Raw genomic sequence first — 21,534 nt, 5'->3', positions numbered from 1 at the left:
AACTTGGCATTAGACAGTCTCAATCCCTCAGGAGTATGCTCATGAAGATCGATCTCCACGTTCACTCTAAATATTCCACCCGCCCCTCCCAATGGGTGCTGCAAAAACTCGGTTGTCATGAGTGTTATACCGAGCCGCAGCAACTCTATCGTATTGCCAAGCAAAGGGGCATGGATTGGATTACCATTACGGACCACAATAACATAAACGGATGTCTGGAGATTGCGCATCTGCCCGATACGTTTATCAGCGAGGAAGTCACTAGTTATTTCCCGGAAGACGGCTGTAAGATTCATGTCTTGGTCTATGATATCGATCAATCAAGGCATGGTGAAATCCAAAAACTGCGGGAAAACGTTTCGTCGCTGGTCGCCTATCTCCAGCAGGAAAAAATTGCCCACAGCCTGGCTCATCCGCTCTGGTCGGTAAACGGCCGCCTCAGTCTCGATCATTTTGAAAAGCTCTTATTATTATTTAAAACCTTTGAAATCAACGGCAGCAGGGATGAACAGCTCAATCTCACTTTGCGGCGCATCCTTTCTCATCTGACGCCGAAATGTTATGAGCAGCTTATTGACAAGCATGGCATCATTCCCGGGTTTTCAGAACCGTGGCGAAAAAATTTTACCGGCGGTTCGGATGATCACAGCTCCCTGACCATCTGCCGCATTCATACCGAAGTGCCACATGCCGCTAATCTCAAGGATTTCTTCACCGGCCTGCAAAATCGCCAGGCCAGGATTATCGGGAGGGCATCCAGTCCACAGACCCTGGCCCACAACATCTATAGCATCGCCTATCAATTTTACGCCCACAAACTTGGCCTTCATGATCATTCCAGGTATGATACTTTTATCGGTTTTTTGGATAAGGCCCTGAGAAATGCCGCTGCTCCCAAGCGCTCCCGGTTCAACCTTTTTAGTCTGTCTTTTTTCTTGAAAAAAGGGGCTAACGGGAATGGGAAGCATCCGAGTTTTTCCTTCCTCGAGCTGGTAAAGGATGAAATCCAGAAATTTATTCAAAACGAACCCGTATTAAAAAAGATTTTCCGCCAGATACAATCGGCCGCGCATTCTGACGAGAAGCAATGGTTTGCTTTTGTCAAAGAACTCTCCGATAAAATCTTGATAAAATTTAATCAGCGTCTTGATGAGGGTGTGCGGGGTGCTCATTTTATCGATCTTTTCCAATCGCTTACAGTCATCGGAATCATCTATCTGCTCCTGCTGCCCTATGTTGCGGCCTTCAACTCCTTTGCCCAGGACCGGCATCTTAGCGAAGAGATTCTCGCACGTTTCATGGACATGAGGATTTCCGGGAAAGATCAGCCACAGACCAAGATAGCCCATTTCAGCGATACCTATTACGAAATCAACGGCGTCGCCCTGACCCTGCAAAAACAGGCCAACGAGGCTCAACTCAGCCACAAGCCGTATACGGTCATCACCTGCGACGTCACTGGACATGAGAACAGCCGCTGTGTCCAAAACTTTACTCCCCTGGCGGTCTGGGATCTGCCGGAGTACCAGGAACAGAAGCTGTTTCATCCTCCCCTCCTGGAAATCTTAAATTACTGCTATGATCAAAAATTTACCAGAGTGCTGGCGGCTACCCCTGGCCCAATGGGATTGGCAGCTCTGCTCATTGCCCGGATTTTAGACCTGCCCATCGATGGCACCTACCACACCTCCCTGCCACAATATGCCCACTATCTCACGGAGGACAGCTCTGTCGAAGACCTCATGTGGCGGTATATTCTCTGGTTTTATAACCAGATGCAGAACATCTATTCACCTTCGGTTAGCACTGCGGCGGAATTGGCCGAACGCGGGATCAGCGCCGAAAAAATCTGCACCTTTCCTCGGGGGGTTGATCTCCAGCGGTTTCATCCGCGTAAACGGGACGGCCTGCTGGAAACCCGCTATCATCTGCAAAAAGGTCTCAAGCTATTGTATGTTGGGAGGATTTCAAAGGAAAAAAATCTACAGGTGTTGGTGCGGGCCTTTAAAAGAGTTATTCAGGTCCGACCCGAGGTACACCTTATCGTGGTAGGCGACGGACCTTACTTCGAAGAGATGCAGCTTTCTCTGAGCGGCACCCCTTGCCTTTTTACCGGCTACTTAGATGGCGAAGAGCTGGCGTCAGTATATGCCTCCTGCGATCTCTTCCTCTTTCCCAGCACTACCGATACCTTCGGCAATGTGGTGTTGGAGGCCCAGGCCTCGGGTCTTCCGGTCATCGTTACGGATGCCGGCGGTCCCCAGGAGAACATCGTTCCCGGCAAGACCGGATTAGTAGTCAGGGGGGATGACGAGGCCGCCTTTGCCGAAGCAATCCTGAGGCTCATTGCTGATCCTAAGAAGATGCAGCGGATGGGGAAGGAAGCCAGGGTTTATATTGAAAACCGCTCTTTTAAACACGCTTTCAATGCCACCTGGCAGCTCTACCGGGAGGAGGCCGAGAGATTGTGTGCTTGACCAGAGGGTAAAGCCTCCGGCCAACGTCCTCACTCACCGACTTTCGGCCTGAGGTAATTCTGCCATGAGCCGGCCGAACAAATAAATTGGCACGTTCTGGTGATCACAACGAAATATGAAAACAGAACCGTGGCGGCTGCTGACAATTCTGTTTCAGCCCCTGGATCTTACGGCGGTTTTTCTGTCGGTCTTCTCCCTCCTGCGCCAGTGTCTTTGCAATCTTCGCCACAGTCGTGTTTAACCGGCCCTCTTCTAGAATAATGACTTCTTTGAATTCTTCCATCGCCTCTCAGGTTCCCAAGTAAGACAGGCCAACGATCCTCCAGCGCTATCATCCGGGACTTTTGCAAAAAACATAAAGTTCCAATTACCTTATCGTACCTGGCATTTTTAATATAGAAACGATAACTTTTGGAGATGGCAAGATATACGTGGCACCATTTTTCCACATGAGAGAAGTCCTCACCCGCAGCAGATTCTCCGTGAGTATAAAGCGCTCGTCGAAGCCAGTTCCTTCTTAATCTCGGACAACAACCTTGGAACTGGTAATATCTTGACAAGCCATTTCTTCCTGACCGCATCAGACCGCAAACCTGCCATCCCCCTTTGGCCCCAATCCTTCCCCTGCGACAACTTCCTGTTGTCGTCTAAAAAATATATTTATTAATACAATCTATGGATATCAATATGTTTCCGGAGATTATCACCAAACTCAGCCTGGCCAAAGCTGATGGCTCTTATCCGGCCTTGGTGGCCACCTTGGCCAAACGTCATCTCCTGGTAGTCGATGACTGGCTGCGAGACCCCCTAACTCCGGAACAATCCCGCCTGGTCCTGGATCTGCTGGAGGATCGCTACCGTCGCCGCTCCACCCTGCTGACCAGCCAGTTGCCCGTAGCAGCCTGGCATGAACAGTTCAAGGACGACACCATCGCCGATGCTATCCTGGACCGTCTGGTCTATGACTCTTATCGCTTAGAATTAGAAGGAGGTTCTATGAGAAAAATTACTTCATCCTTGACCTAATCAGCCACTTTTTTATCATAAGATATCCAGCAACGTTTTCCCTCAAGGTGGCCGCTTTGGATTGGATTCGCTAGCCGAAATGATTGGAATGCGCATGCCTATGCATTTTAGCCAAAATCAACCCCCCCCAGAAACATAAAACTCGCATGAATCCTGGGTTTTATAATCTCAATACCCCTTAACTATGACTAATCATCCGAAATGCGGGCCAAGCCACGGGGCTTGAAAACGGGCTGCCCCGGCCATGCTAAGCCGGAGTCCGGAGTCGAGGGAACGCAAGGAAAGGGAGGGCAGGGCGGCAAAAGAAGGCCGTCAAAGCCTTTCAAAAACGAATTAGCTTGACATTATTACGCTGGACGTATAACGTATAAATTTGCAAGGTGATGAATGATCCTGAGTTTCCGAGACAAGCGGACGCGAGCCTTTTTCGAAGGGGAACGGGTCAAGGCGTTTCACAGCATCGAGCGGCAAGCCATGCTGCGGCTGGAGCGTCTTCATGCGGCTGACCGGCTGATGGCGCTGAACACCCCCGGCAATCGGCTTGAGGGACTCAAAGGGGGTCGCACGGGGCAGTATAGCATCCGGATCAACGATCAATGGCGGGTGTGTTTTGAATGGCCGGAAGGCTCACCGGGACCGCTTATCGTGGAAATTGTGGATTACCATTAGGAGGCAGATATGGCGCGAATGATCATACACCCAGGGGAACATCTGGCGGACGAGCTGAAGGCGCTCGGCATGAGCGCGAACGAAATGGCGAAGGAGCTGGGCGTGCCGACAAACCGGATTACCGAAATCATCCGCGGCAAGCGGGGAATTTCGGGCGATACGGCCTTGCGGCTGGGCCGGTGGTTCGGCACGGGGCCGGATATCTGGATGAACCTGCAAAAGAATTATGAGCTTCGCCTGGCGGCGCAGGAAATAGGCGACGCCCTGCAAAAAATCCCAGTGCATAAAACCAAAGCAAAATCAGATAACGATCTGCGGCCGTAAGGCGCTAGAAATTTGTAGGTCAAGCAAGGAGACGGATACCCCATGTTGATCAAACAAATCAGGATCAAGAATTTTCGTGGAATAGAAGACCTTGAAATCAAAATTGACGAAATGTGCGTGCTTATTGGCGAGAACAACACTGGAAAAATATAATTCCCCCCAGATTTCGGACAGCGTGTTAAGCTTTTAGAACCAGGACGAAGTGAAGACGTGAATATGAGAAGTTTGGTAGGGGAAGAAAATTATGATGCGGAAAAGGTATGATGCTTCTTTTAAGGCCAAAATAGCCTTAGAGGTGGTGAAGAGCTTGAAGACGGTGAATGAGATTGCTACCGAAGCGGGCGTGCACCCTGCCGCACCGTGGTCGGCCCCGTGGTCTCCCTGCAATATGCCACCCAGACGGTGGGGGGCTTCACCGAAAGCAACGCCAACGCCCTGGGCCTCAAGGTGGACAGCCAGAGCGCGGATTCCGTGCAAACCGGCCTCGGGATGCGGGTCTCCTACAAGGCCAGGCTCGGAAACCTCGCCGTGAAGCCGCAGCTCTCGGTGACCTGGCAACACGAGTTCTCCAACAACACCCGGGGCCTCAGTGCCAGCCTGGCGGCGGGCGGCAGCATCATCAACTTCCAGACCGTTAAAATCGGCCAGGATTTTGCCCTGATTAGCCTGAATATCCCGGCCAAGGTCACCCGGAACCTGGTGGCCAACGTGGGCTACACCGCCGAAGTGGGCCGCGACCACAGCTCCAACATGGGAGCCAATATCGGCCTGAAGTGGCGGCTGCTCCCAATAATGCTTTTTCTGCTCACCGCTCACCGCCCACCGTTTTCATATAACTGTTCTTGACAACCCACCTTCATTGCCTATATCATAAGAAACATAATTAAATGCCTTTTCATGGAATTATCCTTGCGAGACGAATGCCATCGTCAGATCACCTACCTGCGCCTTTCTATCACCGATCGCTGCAACCTGCGTTGTTTCTATTGCTCCCCGGTGCAGGACCTGATCAAACTGCCCCACGCCGATATCCTGCGTTACGAAGAACTGCTGCACCTATCCCGCCTGAGCCTGCGGCTGGGTTTTAATAAAATCCGGGTAACCGGCGGAGAGCCTTTAATCCGCCTGGGGGTGGAAAACTTCTTAGCTTCGCTTATCCAACTCCCTGATTCACCAGAAATCTGTCTTACTACCAATGGGGTGTTGTTGGCCGAGAAAGCCGCCGGACTCTGGCAGAGTGGGTTGCGCCGTTTAAACATCAGCCTGGACAGTCTCCAGCGCCAACGTTTCGCCCGCATCACCGGCAGCGATCTCCTGTCCAGGGTCTGGGAAGGCATCCAGACTGTCCAAGCTCTTGGATTTTCACCCATTAAAATAAACTGCGTGGTCTTGCGAGGGCTCAATGATGATGAGATATTGGATTTTGCCCGCCTTTCTCTCGAATATCCCTGGCATATCCGCTTTATAGAATTCATGCCGATCGGGCAACTCTCCCGCTGGCGCCAGGATTATTATGTTTCAGCCGATGATATGCGCCTGCAACTACTGCAACTGGGTCAATTGGAAGAAATTCCCTCCGAGGCCAACGCCGGCCCGGCGCAACGCTTCCGATATCCCGGAGCTCCGGGCGAAATCGGCCTGATCAGCCCTCTGAGCCATCATTTCTGCCACCTATGCAATCGCCTGCGCCTCACCGCCGACGGCCGTCTCCGCCCCTGCCTGCTTGGTGACGCGGAAATAGACCTGAAGGCGCCATTGCGGGCCGGGGCCGACGATGACACCCTCCAAGAACTTATCCGTCAAGCCGTGCGGATAAAACCGGTCCAGCACCATATGGATAGAGACTTTCTTACTCCCTGCCGCCGCAGTATGACCAGCATCGGCGGCTAACCCCCCATAAAAAACTTGAAAACCCTTGGACTCAAGATTACAGTATATCAAGAGTTCCAGATGAGCCCTCGGTCCACATAGAAAAGATGAAAAAAGGACCTAAGGCAGGATTAACGGTGCTGCCGGCTTCCAGCCGGTGTACCTGCGAACAGGCGGCCAGCCTGTTCCAACCCCAAGGCTAACCCAAATTTATGAGGATTGCTATGGATCGCCGGGAGTTTTTAAAAAGAGTCGCCGCCCTCGGATTGGCCGCAGGCGTCGGCCAAGTTTTCACCTTTCCCCGGGAACTGCTGGCCATGGCCCCGGAAGGCCGACCGGAGCCGTTGATTGTCAAAACCAGTGGAACCAACTACGCCCACCTGGTAGGAGACGCCATTCAAGCGTTGGGTGGGATGAAAAAATTTGTCAATCCCAATGATATGGTGGTTGTCAAACCGAATATGGCCTGGGATCGGCCGCCGGAAATGGGCGCCAACTCCAACCCCATCGTGGTGCGCAAGGTAGTGGAACTCTGCCTGGAATCCGGCGCCAAGCAGGTAAAAGTTTTAGACAACACCTGTCACGACGCCCGGCGGAGCTATGTCAACAGCGGCATCAAGGCCGCAGTGGAGGACATCAAAGATAGCCGCGCAGTGGTCGAATTTGTAGACCAACGCAAATTTGTCGAAATGGATATCCCCAAGGCTCGATCCCTGAAGCGCTGGTCTTTTTATAAAGATATTCTGCAGGCCGACTGTTTTATCAATATCCCTATCGCCAAACACCATTCCGAGGCCCGCCTCACTATGGCCATGAAGAACATGATGGGCGCCATCGGCGGCTGGCGCGGTCGCATCCACGTCGGCCTGCACCAGAATATCGCCGATATGAATCTCATCCTGAGACCTGATTTGCATATCTTGGACGCCACCCGCATTATGACTCAGGGCGGACCATCAGGCGGCAAGGCGGAATATGTCCAGGTGAAAAACCTCCTCTTTGCCGGGGTTGACCCCGTGGCTATCGACGCCTATGGGACTACCCTCTTTGGTATGGAGCCAAAAGACATCGGCTATATCACCAAAGCTTATGAGCTGGGTCTGGGTGAAATGGACCTCAATGCCATTAAGATGGCGACCGTTTAGATGGAAAGCCAACAATCTCAACCGGCTGCCTCAAAGTGGATTACTTTTTAAGACAGGTTCGCTCCCTGGCGGCGTCGGCCCGTTTCTGTCTGATCTAAGATCATGGAAAATAATACGCAATCCTTTGCTCCCGGGGCCAGCCAACCCGCTCCCTGGCGGGGATGGGTGCTGGCCCGCCGTCTCAGCCAAATCTTCTTCTGGCTGTTCTTCTGTTGGCTCTTTCTCCAGGCAACTTACTCCGGGCAGGAAATTCTCCACTGGCCGGTGGACCTCTTTTTTCGGTTCGACCCCCTGATTCTGGCAGCCCACGTTTTGACCCGCAGTCCTTTGATCCGGGGTCTGCTCTGGTCCCTCCTCCTGGTGGGCTTGACCTTCGTATTGGGACGGTTTTTCTGCGGCTGGATCTGCCCCCTCGGAACCACCCTGGACGGCTGCCGACGACTGCTCTACAGTTCCCGTCCCGACACCGGCTATGCCCTGCGGCTGCGGCGGTTTAAGTATTATTTCCTGTTCTTCCTCCTGGCCGGGGCCTTTTTGTCTGTTAATCTGGTGGGGTTATTCGATCCCCTGTCACTCCTCTACCGGACTCTGGCCTTATTCTTCTACCCGGCACTGGCCTATGGCCTGGAAGGATTCTTTGGTCAACTCTATGACTGGGGTACTCCCTTTACGTGGGTAAGCGAACCGGTCTATCAATTTCTCAAAGATACTATCCTGCCTTTCCGCAGCCAGGTTATGCTGCTTCCCCTCTTCACCTTCGCCTGTTTTGCCGCTATAGTGGCCCTGGAGCGGCTGGACCGGCGTTTCTGGTGCCGGGCGCTCTGTCCTTTAGGCGCCTTGTACGGATTGGCGGCCAGGTTTTCCTGGCTACGGCGGCGGCCGTATAAACTCTGCCCCGACTGCGGCGACTGCCAGATGATTTGCAAAATGGGCGCTATTAGCGGCGATGCGGTTCCTGCACACCAGACGGCCGAGTGTCAGTTGTGTATGTCCTGTCTGGAGCAGTGTCAAAAAGGCCGGGTTGCTTTTAAATTCGGGGGGGGAGTGGCCAGGCCGGCTTTGGATCTGGGACGGCGGCAGGTAGTAACTGCGGTGGCCGCCGGTGTTGTGGCCATGCCCCTGCTACGGCTCAGATCTGCGGCGCCGCAACCGGATGAGTATCTCATCCGGCCTCCGGGCGTCGCCTCCGAGATGGAGTTCCTCTCCCGCTGCATCCGCTGCGGCCAGTGTTTTAAGGTCTGTCCCACTGGCGGTCTGCAACCGCTCTGGTGGGAAGCCGGACTGGAAGGCCTTTATACCTCTCGTTTAGTCCCCAGGTTGGGCTACTGCGAATATGCCTGCCATCTATGCTCCCAGGTCTGCCCCACCGGCGCCATTCCTCTTATGCCCCTCGAAGTCAAGCAGGCAAGTCCGATGGGTACCGCCTTCATCAACCCGGCCCGGTGTATTCCCTATACCGAAGGCCGGGACTGCCTGGTCTGTGAAGAACACTGCCCCACCGCCCCCAAGGCCATTACCTTTCACGAGGGCGAGGTCCAAGACCTGAATGGCAAAAGGATGCCGGTCAAATTGCCGCGGGTCAACCCCGACCAATGTATCGGCTGCGGCATCTGTGAGAACAAATGCCCGGTGGGAGGCGACGCCGCCATCCGGGTGAAACGGTCGCTACGGATGGAGATATAATAGTGGCCCTCCGCAAGTCCCTAACACTGCTTATCTTGTCATGAGACCACATTATCGCATACAAATCACTACAATTCGCCGACCGCCGTTTTGCCTTTGGTTTCATACAATTCGCCAGTTTCTTGATAACTCTCCTGATGCAAACTTAGATCAATCTTTGCCGAAACAATAGAGGAGGGATGAGATGTCTGACGCAACCAATAGACCTGATGATGCCGCGCAAGATAAGCATAGTCCACATCGAGATTGGTGGAATCTGATAAATAAAATTGCCTCCATCGTCTCTATCATCTTCATCCCCGTTTTGACTATCTCTCTCAATACCATATTTCAAGAGCGCGAGCGGGAAGTGAATAAACTGCTAGCCATGGAAAAATTTTTCCCGTATCTCAAACAGGATGCCGACCAGCGCCAGCAACAGGTGGCTATCTATATCATGTATAACTTGGGCTATAAAGACATCGCCGTTCGCATCGCCGCTCTCGACGCCTCCGAGGCCTCCATATCTTCTCTGGAACAGATCATTACCATTGAAGGGGACAAAGAGATCAAAGAGATGGCGCTTAAAATGCTCAATAAACTAAAGGCCGCTCCCCAAGAGCAGATCCAAAAGCGCGCCGAGCTGGCTCTGGCAAAAGTGCAGCAATCCGAGCCATTGAAAACCGGGACTGCTGGCATTGTTATCGGCGCCGATAAGACCCTGGATGAGGCCAGGCATGAGGTCAAACGGGCCAAAATCCAGGGATTCGGTGACGTCGCCATCTATCGACGCCAGGGTATGTACCGCACCGTGTTACGTTATCCCTCCCGCGAAGAGGCCGAAAAGGCCCTGCCAAAAATCCGGGAGATAGTGCGCGATTCATCGTATCTGGTCATTCTTGACAAATGGTGTCCTAATGCAAAGGAAACGGAAAATGGCCTCGTATTTGAGTGCCCTAGTGCCGATTAATAAAATTCTTTAATGATCAGACCATAGGCAGACATATCTTTCAGAGGAAAATGTGTCTGTCCATTTTTCTTGACAAAGGTGGCACCTCTTGATAGTTTGGCGCCATTATGGGCCGGCAAGCCAGAATCGTTTTTCCCCAGATCCCGCACCACATCACTCAGCGGGGCAATTACCTTCAGGATGTCTTCTTTGAAGATGCTGATTGGAGGCAATATCTCACCTGGCTCAGTGAGTATGCTCACAGATATGATTCAGAAGTCTGGGCCTACTGTCTCATGGCCAACCACGTTCATCTCATCGTCTGTCCTCATAGTCAAGAGTCTCTGAGCCGAACCCTGGCAGCAACCCACACCCGCTATTCCCAGTGGATCAACCGAAGGATCAAAAGAGGCGGTCACCTCTGGCAGGGGCGGTTCTCCTCGTGTCCCCTCGATGACGATTACCTGATCCGGGTAACCCGTTACATCGAAATGAACCCGGTGCGGGCCGGATTGGTGGCAAAACCGGTGGATTGGCCCTGGTCTAGCGCCAGGGCGCATGTGCAGGGGGTGCAAGACAGGCTGTTGGCCGGGGCCTCCTGGCCCCCGGAAGATCTGAGCTCCCGCTGGTCGGAAATCCTATCAGAACCTGATGATCCGGAGATTTTGGCGGCTATCAAAAGACATAGCCGCACAGGACGACCTTTGGGAAGCGCTTCATTTATCGCTACCCTGGAACAGACCTCGGGGCTTCACTTGCGTACCCACCCGAGAGGCAGGCCCAAAAAAGATCATTTTTCCATTTGACTCCAATGGTGCAAAAATGCCATAATGGATACCTCACGCGGCCTTGATCGCCCGTGTGTAAATAAATCATCCTATTGACAATCGGCGGCGCATGCCAAGCAATCCTCTCAAATTCCTCTGGGCCGATTGGCGCCAACGTCTGCCTTATCGCCGCTATTATGACCGGTAAGACCGGCCCCGTCGTTTGCGGGCCCAGTTTTTCTGCCTCTTAACGCTCCTCAGTGGAGCGGTTTATCTCGCCTGGCTGGCCCAGCAGGCCTATCAAGTCCATGCCCTGCACACCTACCTGTTCCTTTTCACCGAATTGTCGGCCTATACACTGTTGTTTGCTATGTCCCTGGACGTCTGGCAGCGGCGCTACCATCGTCCGGAAGGCATTGAACCGGACGCCCCCTTTTCGGTGGATGTCTTTGTCACCAGTTGCGGTGAATCGCTAGAAATTATTCAGGCGACACTGGCCGCAATCCAAAAACTGAATTATTCTCACTATACGGTCTATGTTCTGGATGATGCCGGCAAAGATGCCGTATTGGACGTATGTCGTTCTTTTGGATTTCACTATTTATCCCGCCCCCGCCAGGGAATTCCTCAACTTGACGCCAAAAGCGGCAACCTCAATTTCGGCCTGAGTCAGAGCCATGGCGATATTATCCTGGTACAGGATGCCGACCAGATCCCTCATCCGGATATTATCTCCCGCCTGATCGGCTTTTTTCGTCTGCCTCGCGTGGCTTATGTCCAGAGCCGACAGGCATTCCTACTGCCCGACGGCGACCCCTTTTACAACCGTGATGATGTCTTCTATGAGACTATTCAATTAAGCAACGATCAGGTCAATGCCGTAATCTCCTGTGGCTCGGGAGTGCTCTACCGGCGACAGGCCCTGAAAGAGATCGGTGGTTTTACGACCTGGAATCTGGTAGAAGATTTTACCACCTCCTACGAACTCGTCAGCCGGGGTTGGCAGGGTATTTATTTTCCTTACGCCCTGTCGCGCGGTCTGGCTCCGGATACCCTGCAAGGGGTCTACCAGCAGCGTTATCAGTGGTGTCTGGACACTATGCGACTCTTTTTTTGGGACAACCCCTTCCGTAAGTCGGGTTTATCTTTCTTGCAAAGGCTGCACTTCTCCCTCACTATGATGGCCTATATCATCAGCGGCCTGATCCTGCCCATCTTTTTTCTGCTTCCCCTCTACTGCTACTTTACCGGTAAGACCTTTTTAGTGGAACAGGAATGGAATTATCTCTCCCTGCGAGGAATCTACCTCCTCTGTACCATTCTGGCTTTTCGCTACCTATTCTTTAAGAATGACTCCTTGAAGCAGTTCAAGATGCTCTGCGGCCTCTTCCCGGTGTATGCCCTGGGTGTGCTTTCGGCAATGTGGTATCCCCCGGGTCATAAGCCAAGGTATAAAGTCAATCATCTTATTCGATTTAAGCCGCTTCAAAACTTTTTCTATATCCTGCCCCATCTGTCTATTATCACCTTGCACCTGTCACTGCCCTTCCTCTCCCTGGCGCTGGGTTGGGCAGCACCCCGATTGATTGCTGCCAATGCTTTTTTTTCTGCTTTTACGATCTGGGTATTGGGAGAAATGATTATCCTGGCGCTCAGCAGGCCGAAATGGACCGCTCCAAACCTTCCCGACTGACTTGTGATTATGAGGCCTAAATGCGCAAAGTCTGGTTGATCGGCGTCTTCGTTTTTTTAGGGCTAATTTTGTGGCAGTTATGGACAACAGAACCTTATTTTTATTATTCCGCGCATGATTTTTTCCGACAGGCCCAGAAAGCCTTACAGCAGGGGGACAATGTTCAAGCCCTGAACTACGCCCTTAAGGCCCACCAACGTGAACCACAGAACTTGGATTTTATCGGTTTCCTGGCCTGGCGCTACCTGGAGGCCAAACGTCCCGAGGAGGCGCTGCCCAGATTTCGCCAGATCCGCGCCGCCAGGCCATCCGACGCCACTACCCTGCAGGGTGAGGCCCTGGCCCTGCAGCTGCTGGGAAAACGGGCCGAAGCCTTAAGTCTGCTGGCGGCCTATCTCTCAGAGCATCCTCAAGATAGGACTTTCCTGCAGATGGCGGCGGAGTTCACCTCTGCCGAAACCGAAGGCCAAGAACAGGCCCTGGAATATTATAAGCGTCTCTATCATCTCACCCCCGGAGATGAGGTCATCCGCCAACGGTTCCTAGATCTGCTTATCGCCTTAGGCCATTTTGATGCAGCCATACCTCTGCAGGAAAAAGTCGTGGCTGATTTTCCCGACAACTTACAGGCCTTGCACCAGCTTGCCCTCCTGCACGCCTGGCGGCATGATTACGATGCAGCTCTTCCTCTCTATCAGAAGCTCTTGGAATTGGAAGCGGATAATCAGGCACTGCGGCTGGAAGCGGCCAAAAATGCCGAAGCGGCCCATGACCTGGATCAGGCCCTGGCTTATTACCTGCGGCTTTACGCTCAGTCCGGCGGTCGGAAGGAATATGCCCTGACGCTGGCCCGCCTCTGGTCTCAGAAAGGCAATCACGCCGAAGCCGCCGCAGTCCTTTCACCCCTTATGGACCAGCAGCCCGGCCTGGAAGAGCAACGCCGTTATGCCTTGGAACTGCTCCTCTCACAGGACTATGCCGAGGCGCTCAAGGTCTATCGCCAGGTCTGGGAGGCCGGGGATACGCATAAAGAGACAATCGTTAATCTGGCCCGGCTCCTTGCCGCCAAACAATACTTCCAGCCCGCCGCCAGGTTTTGGGACGAGGCCGGACGACGCCAATTGTTAGACCCCGAACTTAGGCGAGAGGCGGCCCTCACTTATTCATACGCCCGGAGGTATGGGGATGCTATTGCGGTGTTACAGCCGGTTGATCGGCGGGATGACAAGATGCTCCTCTTTTTGGGCCAGATGCATTTCTATCAACAGCATTGGACTCAGGCGGCCCACTATTATCAGGTTTATTTGGAACGGCACCCCCGGGACGCCGCCGTTCGCCAGCAGTTAGCCCAGGTACTGTCGTTTGCCCCGGAACACCTGGCCGAGGCGGCGGAGCAGTATGAAAATGCCAGCCAATTAACTTCTAATCCCCGCCTGCGGCTCCAAAAAGCCGCCGTCCTCCTGCAGTTGGCCCAAGACTCGAGCTACTCCGCGGACCCGGCCCAGCGGCGGCGGGCGGCGGCCCACTGGGCCGCGGCTGAAGCTGCACTGCAGCAGGTTTCGGCCGATGGTCTAAGTTCAGAACTCCTGCGGGAACAGGGCCGCCTCTTTCTCTGGCTGGGGGCCTTGGAGCCGGCCCTGGACTGCCTGGAGAGATATCTGCTCCAGGCACCACATGACCGGGTGGCGCAATTGGAAAAAGCCCGCACGCTCATCTATCTGCAGCGAGGGAGCGAAGCCGCCGGAATTCTGCGCCGCCTGCCCCCGGAAAAGAAGGTCCGCGACTCAGGTATGGCGAGCTCCGATCCATGGAAAACCACCTCCTCCAAGTTCACCTCTTCCCCAGACTTGCTCCCTTCAAAGGATGGGGAGAGAGCACCGGAAGAAAATTCTTCCGATCAGGAACGCCAAGCGGAGCACTGGGCAGGACAAGTCTCCGAGGTCAAAAGCGGTTCCCGGATTGAGCCTCTGAACCCGAAAGGTAGACCACCTTTCCGGACAACCCGTCCCAGTGCAGCTTCCGAAACAGCCGGTGCGGCAGAGGCGGGTGTAGACGTTCTAAGTCTATCCCTCGAGGCCGCCCTGGCCGACCGGAACTGGCCCGAAGCCCAGCGCCTGGCTTGGCGCCTCTATCTGACCCAACTCCGCAGCCTATCCCTGCCACCCCGAACCTGGACGGCCGCCCGGCGGCGGCTGCGGGAAGAAGGCAGCGGGCAAAATCTTCCCCCGGAAACCAGAGTGTTGATCGCTCGGGCCCTCTGCCATCATCAGAATCTGGAGCAGGAGCAGGAGGTCATCCGCGTTGCCGTAGATTTATGTGTAGACAACCTGTACAATCGCCGCCATACCTTGCCATCCCAACGGCGCACCTATCAGGCCTCGCTCCTGCTGCTGGAATACCTGTTGCCCCGCCTCAGCCATCTTGACGACCTCCGGACCTTGACGGCCCGCCTGCCCGGCATCCGGAGCCAATCGCCGGAATATATCGCCGCCGTAGGATATTTCAACAGCAGCTTGGGACGCCAGGGCGGCAAACTCCAGTATACCCTGCAGGCCCTCAAAGATCGGCAGGAACGCTACCCCGCTTGCGCCCCCGGCGATCTGATCTTTCTTGGCAGTCTGGCTTCCGAGTTGGGTGACCGGCGCACCGCGGTGCAATATTTCGAAGCGGCCCTTAAGCTGCGGCCCCAGGACCAGCGTCTGGCCACTCTGCGCCTGCAGGCCTTGATGGCGGTGAATGACGCCGGCCGTGTCCTGAAGGCCCTGGAAGACCAGCCCCAGAACCCGGCGACGGCCCTGGAGATGGCCAAAACCTATCTGCAACGGTGCCAGTATGAAGGCACCCTAGCTATTCTGAGCGGCATTGCGCCTAATCATCCGATCTGGCCTCAGGCGCAGCTATTCCGCCTCCAAGCCTACCGAGGGCTGAAGGCCTATCCGGAGGCCCTGGCGGCTATTACCGAACTGGAGGCCAATGGGCAGATGTCTGAAGCCGTGCTCATGGCCAAGGGTCAGGTGCTGGAGGCAATGGATGACCGCCGCGGTGCCGAGACCGCTTACCAGGCGGCCATTGCCCAAGCGGCCGATACTGTGGTCTGCCGGACTGCCCAGGCCCGGCTGGCCCGTTTTCGGGGTGACTGGGCTGGCGCCTACCGACACTTTGCCGCAGCCCTGCAAGAACACCCCCAGGATATTGAATTGCTCAACGAACTGGAGCAGGTCCGGGCGCAGATGCGGCCGACCTTGGGATCACGCCATCTACCCGTTGCCTGGCGCGGTCTCAGGCGTCCGGAGGAAGCCAACCGCCCCTGGCAATTCGGCCGTTATGACCGCGAACCCGGCGTCTTAGGGGGCAGCCGGAGCTATCCCAAGTCCCTCCTGCCGGTGGATTTTCCGTATGCCCTGATTCCGGAAGTATCATGGCTGCCGGGTGATCGAAACCGGCTGCGCGGGGTCGATGTCCGTCTGGGGAGCGGCTTCTGGCTCAGCCGGGTTTTGCCGGTGCACCTGGCCCTGGGCTACCGCTACTGCGAACAGAAAACCAGTGGACCGGGACCGGCCAATCTTAATCTGGGTCTGAACCCGGTCTTGAGTCAGCAGAGCGCCAATCGCACCTCCTGGCAGCGGGCCGAGGCCACCCTGACCCTTGGCCCCCTGATTTTGGGAGACAAAGTAAAGCTGAGCGGTGAACTCAGCGGCCGGGGCTACTGGAAACAATTCCGGCAGAGCGTGACGCAACTCGGCAGGCTCCCCATACCCTTTTGGCCGGTCCTGCGCAGTACGGATATCATAGCGAAAGAAGATCGCTATCGCCTCCTGGGCGGACTGTCCGTGGGACTCGCTCCAGGACCGCAGACCGACCTTGGCCTCGGTTATTCCCGCCGGGACATCTTTGACCAGGACCCGGCCATTTATCCCCGCCTCTACCAACAGGTCACCCGCCTGGACACCCTGCCTCTTGTGACCATGCACCAGGTTGATCTATCATTCAGTCATCAACTGTATCCCGGCCTGTGTTGGCAGGCAAACGCCGGGCAGGCCTTTTTCTCCGACCACAATCAGCGGTTCTCATTGTATCAGGGACTGCGCTGGCAGGCGGTCAATGAATCGCAGATGCACCTGGACCTGACCCCCAGCTACTATCTGGCCCTTTATCGGCGGCCCCACGAGTCGTACTTCAGTCCGCACGTCTACCATGCCCTTGGGGTAAGCCTGGATTTTGATCGCCAGATTTTCCGGCTACCCACTTTAGTCCTCCAGACTACCGGCCAGGTGGTGGACAACGACGGCCGTTGGGGACCGGCCCTGGCTACCCTGGCGGGGCTGGAGGCGGAACCGCTATACAACATGTATGTAGGGCTATACTACTTCTATTTTAAGGAATGGGCGACGAACTACTGGCTCCACCATCTGACTCTTGGCCTCAGGTGGAGATTTTAGGCGCAAGATTATTTTAGTGAATACCTTAACTTGTATCGTTTTCAGCTGTATGACCACCTGTCTCTGCCTGATGGGCTGCGCCGAGGTCACCCGACCCATTCCCACGGCCCCCGAGGTCGAGGCCGTGCAACTGGTGGCGCTCACCCGCCACCCCAATTCCACTTACAGCGAAGAACGGGCCATGCGGGTCTTCCTCAGGTTGTTGCCCACGTTGCCTCAGATTCATGGACGCACCTACCCCTTCCTCGGATTCAACTGGTGGCTTACCGAGGCCGATCATCCCGTGGTGGACAATGTCTGGTACCCTTCTCCGGCCCATGACCGGCCTTTGCGCCGAGACGTCGCCACCCTTGACGACCCCCACGACAGCCGACCGCCGCCGCCGGATGCCGGAGCCGCTTTAAAGCAAGGCGATATCATCCTGGCCGTTAATGGTATGCCCATCCCCACCTGGGTAAAACAGTGGGATCGGCTCTGCCGCTTTCTTCGAGACCAGTTCCGTTATACCCTTTCTGGGGAGGTCCTCGTTGACCTGGTCCTGATGGCCCGCTATGGCCGACAAGAGGCTGAAGGCATCTACCGGGGCGGTCCGGTAACCCTCCTCCTCGACCGTCAGGGAGTCCGCAAACAGGTTACCCTTTACCCGGTGCACCTGCCGGCGGAATACGGCTTCCTGATCGTCGCCGGCCGCAGTGGCAGTGAGGTCAATGCCTTTGCCGCTCCGGGTCGTATCATGATCACCCGCAGATTCCTTAATCTCTGCCGCACGGACGACGAGCTGGCCATTGTTTTGGGGCATGAGCTGGCTCACCACGCCCTCGGCCACCTGGCCCGGCAACAGGGGCAGTATGCTGCGGTGGGGTTTGTCGGCGATGTCCTGGGATTTTTCCTGCGGCTTGTCCCCTGGCCGGTCAAAACCCCGTATCGACCGGTGGATGAGGATATCCGGCGAGTCGTTCAGGGAGCCGCATTCAGCGTTTACAACCGCCAGGACGAACGGGAAGCCGATGCCTACGGCCTCTGGTACGCCTTTCAGGCTGGCTATGACGTAGAACAGGGGATTCTTATCTGGGAACGGGTCTCAGCGGCAGCGCAACGCAACGTCTTCGAGAACACTTATTTCCTGGACTCCCATCCGGCCGCGCCGGAGCGTCTGGCCCGACTCAAAAAAATCGCCCTGCTTTTTAAGGAAGGCAAGGCGGCAGAGGTGTTTCTGCAATAAATCATTTGCTTCTTCCCTCTTCCCTGTTCCCTCTCTTAGCCTTGCCAGGCCTGATTGATCGCTAAGACCTTCTCCACCACATTCAAAGGATCGGTGCCCAATACCCGGATCATCGGCTCCTTGCCCCAGTCGCCGCGGTCATAGATCAGATCCGGGGGCGGCTCATCCGGCCTCAAAACTTGTGCCACCCCCCAGGTTAGGGTTCCCCCTTCCCTGGCCTTAATCTCCGGTGGCTCCTGGCGGCGGTCGAAACTGGCGACCGTAAGATGCAGCAGGGGGGCAAGCCTCTCCACGTCTTCAAAAAAACGGATGTTCATGGCCGCCCGAACGGCTGGAAAAACCTGCTGGGCGGTTAGAATAACTGCAGCTATATGTCTGGAGGCTCCAAAGGCCGAGGGCAGCGGGATAAATACCCCTTTAGAGGTCTTGAGAATACGCCCCGGAAAGGCGGCGACGTCCTGGGGACCTCTCGGGAAGATGGTGGAGTAACCCAGATTACTCTGCACTTCGGGGATCAGGCGATCGACCTCAGCCATCCGCAGGCGATCGGCCGCCCCTGCCAGGGTCTGCAGCACCCGATAGCGATCCCGCTCACGGGCAAAAGGGGCTAAGGTATTAATAGGTCCCTTTCCCTGCCCCAACGGCAGACCATAGCGAATAGCTTCGGCGATTAACTCCCTGGCCTGATTCACTGCCTCCGGCAACGCCTGGCCCTGGGCCAACAACGTGGCCAGGGCGGCAGCCAGGGCGCAGCCGGTACCGTGGGTATGGGGCTGCTGCAGTCTCTCCCCCGGCAGGTAATAGCAATTTCTGCCGTCCCAGAGCACATCCACCGGCGTTCCCGGCAGGTGGCCGCCCTTCACCAGCACGGCGCCCGGCCCCAGGCAGCTAAGCTCCCGGACGGCGCTCTCCATGTCCTCCGGAGAAGCAAGCGGCCGGCCGACAAGAGACCCGGCCTCGATCAGGTTGGGAGTCAACAGGGTGGTGAGGGGCAACAGCTCTTCTTTCAGGACCGCGATCCCGGCTTTGTCCAATAACGGCGACCCGTCGCTGGCGGCCAGCACCGGATCAACAACCACGAGCGGGATCTTAGCCTGGCCCAGTCGTTCGGCGACGGCCCTGACGACCCGGGGATTAGCCAGCATACCTACCTTGACCGCATCAATCTTGATATCGGCCAGAAGGGAATCCAGTTGCGCCGCCACTACCTCCGGAGCCACGGGCTGCACTGCCTGAACGCCCATGGTGTTCTGAACTGTAAGGGCGGTAACCACCGTCAAACCGTAGGCCCCCAGCAGCGTGGCAACCTTCAGGTCCTGTTGGATGCCCGCCCCGGCGCTCGGGTCGGAGCCGGCAATAATTAATATTGTTTTCATCACAATGACTTATATGAGGCCACCTTTTCCGGGCCAGGTTTATCCGGTAAAAGGATTGGCCAGAAGGATGGTCTCTTCCCGGTCGGGACCGACGGAGACGATCTGGATAGGGATACCGGTGAGTTCTTCCACCCGCCGGAGATAACGCCGGGCCTCTTCCGGCAATTCTTCAAAGCGCCGTTTGCCGGTCAGGTCTTCCTGCCAACCGGGAAGTTCTTCATAAACAGGCTGGCATTGTTCCAGGGCCGAAAGGGAAGCTGGGACGTTCTGCAGCCGTTTACCGTTCAGGTCATAGGCCACGCAGATTTTAAGAGGATCCAGACCGGTAAGCACGTCCAGTTTGGTAATGGCAAAGCCAGTGAGGCCGTTGAGGCGGACGGAATCGTTGAGCACCACTGCGTCTAGCCAACCGGTACGGCGTTTGCGGCCGGTGGTGGACCCGAACTCGGCGCCCTGCACCTGCATGTGTTCCCCGTCGGCATCCAATGCCTCGGTGATAAACGGCCCACCGCCCACCCGGGTGGTATAGGCCTTGGAGATTCCCAGAACCCGGTTAAGCTTTCCCGGTCCGATGCCGGCGCCGGTGCAGGCCCCTCCGGCCACCGGATTGGAAGAAGTGACAAAGGGATAGGTGCCATGATCGATGTCTAAATGAGTCCCTTGGGCACCTTCGAAGAGGATATTCTGGCCTTTCCGGATAGCCTCAGCCAATAACAGCGAGACATTGCCCACCAAGGGACGCAGGTGCTCCCCCATCTGCCGATAGCGGTCATATACCTCGGCGGCATCGAGCGGGGCGTCTTCCAAGAATCGTTCCAAGAGAAAATTTTTTTCTTTGAGGTTATGTTCCACTTTGGCCTTAAGGGTTTCGGGATCAATTAGGTCCACCACCCGCACACCGCAGCGGCTGATTTTATCTTCGTAGCAGGGTCCTATACCCCGGCCGGTAGTACCGATCTTACCGGCGCCTTTGGCCCGTTCCCGGGCATGATCCAGACGCTGATGATAGGGCATGATGATGTGGGCCTTTTCACTGAGGACCAGATTGTGGGGACCGACCTCCAACCCTTGGGTCTTGAGGCGGTCGATCTCCATGAGCAACACCTCCGGGTCCACCACCACACCGTTGCCGATAAGACATTTTTTTCCCACATGGAGGATTCCTGAAGGAATGAGGTGAAAAATAAATTTCTGGCCCTGCACCACCAGGGTATGACCGGCGTTGTTACCGCCCTGATAGCGCACCACAATATCCGCATGTTCGGTAAGCAGATCAACGATCTTGCCCTTACCCTCATCCCCCCACTGGGTCCCTACTACCACGACATTGGCCACTGCCGACACCTCCTTTATCCAAACCACCTTTATGTAAAATATTTTAAGGCGGTTGTCAACCAAGGCCATACCCGGCAATCGCATCTTCAGTCACCGCGGCCTCTGGTATGGCCCAACCCGCAGCGCCATCGCCTTGGCCTGCAATCAACTCAAAACTTTTGTAGCTGCTATATATACAATATTATTAGTATTATAGCATTCATACTTGTCATTCTGAGTTGCGGAGACGGCGAAAAATTTGAGGGCATGTCTTCTGTTCGTTTCCGGCCTTGGTGTTACTCGACGAACTGCAGTGCCGAATTCGCTTCCGGGGCTGGCAACTCTCCTGAACCGACATCCGCCAGGGTCTTTTGGCTTGGCAGCAGTCGAAGTCCGACAGAATGATAAGTGGTACTACCTGCGAACGGCCTTTCAGGGGTGTACCGGCAAGGTTCTTCAGGCTGTGGGCGTCAAAATACCCGCGCCTGTGCGCCCCAAGGAAAAGAATGTGGTGCCAAAGGACGCTCGCCCTCATGCAACCACCTGACTTTACTATATTTCACAAAGTTGACTGTAGAACTTCAGTATAAGAGAGAAGGCCG

The 21,534-nt window shown here is 55.4% G+C and carries 17 protein-coding genes and 1 pseudogene; 16 read left to right on the top strand and 2 right to left on the bottom strand.

What is annotated here, in order from left to right:
- Positions 1–41 precede the first annotated feature (41 nt).
- The 15 genes from DESAC_RS00965 (at position 42) to DESAC_RS00900 (ending at position 18,242) form a co-directional block, all read left to right on the top strand.
- On the top strand, positions 42–2,477 hold the full coding sequence (locus DESAC_RS00965; protein WP_013705204.1) for a glycosyltransferase: 2,436 nt from the start codon (positions 42–44) through the stop codon (positions 2,475–2,477).
- A 115-nt stretch (positions 2,478–2,592) separates the two neighbouring features.
- Positions 2,593–2,718, top strand: a complete 126-nt coding sequence (locus tag DESAC_RS16715; RefSeq protein WP_258164923.1) for a hypothetical protein — start codon at positions 2,593–2,595, stop codon at positions 2,716–2,718.
- Positions 2,719–3,164: 446 nt separating this feature from the next.
- Positions 3,165–3,503: an ATP-binding protein gene (locus DESAC_RS00955; protein WP_052301863.1), complete on the top strand. Its 339-nt coding sequence runs from the start codon at positions 3,165–3,167 to the stop codon at positions 3,501–3,503.
- A 387-nt stretch (positions 3,504–3,890) separates the two neighbouring features.
- On the top strand, positions 3,891–4,172 hold the full coding sequence (locus DESAC_RS00950; RefSeq protein WP_013705202.1) for a type II toxin-antitoxin system RelE/ParE family toxin: 282 nt from the start codon (positions 3,891–3,893) through the stop codon (positions 4,170–4,172).
- Between the two features lie 9 nt (positions 4,173–4,181).
- Positions 4,182–4,496, top strand: a complete 315-nt coding sequence (locus DESAC_RS00945; protein ID WP_013705201.1) for a HigA family addiction module antitoxin — start codon at positions 4,182–4,184, stop codon at positions 4,494–4,496.
- Positions 4,497–4,538: 42 nt separating this feature from the next.
- Positions 4,539–4,649 (top strand): AAA family ATPase, encoded by a 111-nt coding sequence (locus tag DESAC_RS16895; RefSeq protein ID WP_013705200.1) that lies wholly within the window; start codon positions 4,539–4,541, stop codon positions 4,647–4,649.
- A 207-nt stretch (positions 4,650–4,856) separates the two neighbouring features.
- Positions 4,857–5,342: an autotransporter outer membrane beta-barrel domain-containing protein gene (locus tag DESAC_RS00940; RefSeq protein ID WP_041283719.1), complete on the top strand. Its 486-nt coding sequence runs from the start codon at positions 4,857–4,859 to the stop codon at positions 5,340–5,342.
- A 51-nt stretch (positions 5,343–5,393) separates the two neighbouring features.
- Complete coding sequence (gene moaA, locus DESAC_RS00935; RefSeq protein ID WP_013705199.1) at positions 5,394–6,386, top strand: GTP 3',8-cyclase MoaA; 993 nt, start codon at positions 5,394–5,396, stop codon at positions 6,384–6,386.
- 203 nt (positions 6,387–6,589) lie between these two features.
- Positions 6,590–7,510: a DUF362 domain-containing protein gene (locus DESAC_RS00930; RefSeq protein ID WP_013705198.1), complete on the top strand. Its 921-nt coding sequence runs from the start codon at positions 6,590–6,592 to the stop codon at positions 7,508–7,510.
- 102 nt (positions 7,511–7,612) lie between these two features.
- Positions 7,613–9,193: a 4Fe-4S binding protein gene (locus tag DESAC_RS00925; protein ID WP_013705197.1), complete on the top strand. Its 1,581-nt coding sequence runs from the start codon at positions 7,613–7,615 to the stop codon at positions 9,191–9,193.
- Between the two features lie 184 nt (positions 9,194–9,377).
- On the top strand, positions 9,378–10,142 hold the full coding sequence (locus DESAC_RS00920) for an SPOR domain-containing protein (protein ID WP_013705196.1): 765 nt from the start codon (positions 9,378–9,380) through the stop codon (positions 10,140–10,142).
- Positions 10,143–10,249: 107 nt separating this feature from the next.
- Complete coding sequence (locus DESAC_RS00915; RefSeq protein WP_013705195.1) at positions 10,250–10,927, top strand: transposase; 678 nt, start codon at positions 10,250–10,252, stop codon at positions 10,925–10,927.
- Between the two features lie 184 nt (positions 10,928–11,111).
- The gene (locus DESAC_RS00910; protein ID WP_013705194.1) at positions 11,112–12,581 is read left to right on the top strand and encodes a glycosyltransferase family 2 protein; all 1,470 of its coding nucleotides are present in this window, start codon (positions 11,112–11,114) and stop codon (positions 12,579–12,581) included.
- Between the two features lie 20 nt (positions 12,582–12,601).
- Entirely contained in the window at positions 12,602–17,020 is a 4,419-nt protein-coding gene (locus DESAC_RS00905) for a tetratricopeptide repeat protein (protein ID WP_013705193.1), read from the top strand.
- A gap of 16 nt (positions 17,021–17,036) precedes the next feature.
- Positions 17,037–18,242 (top strand): M48 family metalloprotease, encoded by a 1,206-nt coding sequence (locus DESAC_RS00900; RefSeq protein WP_169311480.1) that lies wholly within the window; start codon positions 17,037–17,039, stop codon positions 18,240–18,242.
- 35 nt (positions 18,243–18,277) lie between these two features.
- Here the strand turns inward: DESAC_RS00900 and thiD are convergent, their stop codons facing one another.
- Both thiD and DESAC_RS00890 read right to left on the bottom strand, forming a co-directional pair.
- Positions 18,278–19,618 (bottom strand): bifunctional hydroxymethylpyrimidine kinase/phosphomethylpyrimidine kinase, encoded by a 1,341-nt coding sequence (gene thiD, locus DESAC_RS00895; RefSeq protein ID WP_013705191.1) that lies wholly within the window; start codon positions 19,616–19,618, stop codon positions 18,278–18,280.
- A 39-nt stretch (positions 19,619–19,657) separates the two neighbouring features.
- Positions 19,658–20,953, bottom strand: a complete 1,296-nt coding sequence (locus tag DESAC_RS00890; protein ID WP_013705190.1) for an adenylosuccinate synthase — start codon at positions 20,951–20,953, stop codon at positions 19,658–19,660.
- A 242-nt stretch (positions 20,954–21,195) separates the two neighbouring features.
- Here DESAC_RS00890 and DESAC_RS15960 point away from each other — a divergent pair.
- Positions 21,196–21,479, top strand: a pseudogene (locus DESAC_RS15960) (IS1634 family transposase); the annotation flags it as partial.
- Between the last annotated feature and the right edge of the window lie 55 nt (positions 21,480–21,534).

This window comes from Desulfobacca acetoxidans DSM 11109, assembly GCF_000195295.1.
Lineage (GTDB): Bacteria > Desulfobacterota > Desulfobaccia > Desulfobaccales > Desulfobaccaceae > Desulfobacca > Desulfobacca acetoxidans.
This window is presented reverse-complemented; position numbering and strand designations above follow the sequence as displayed.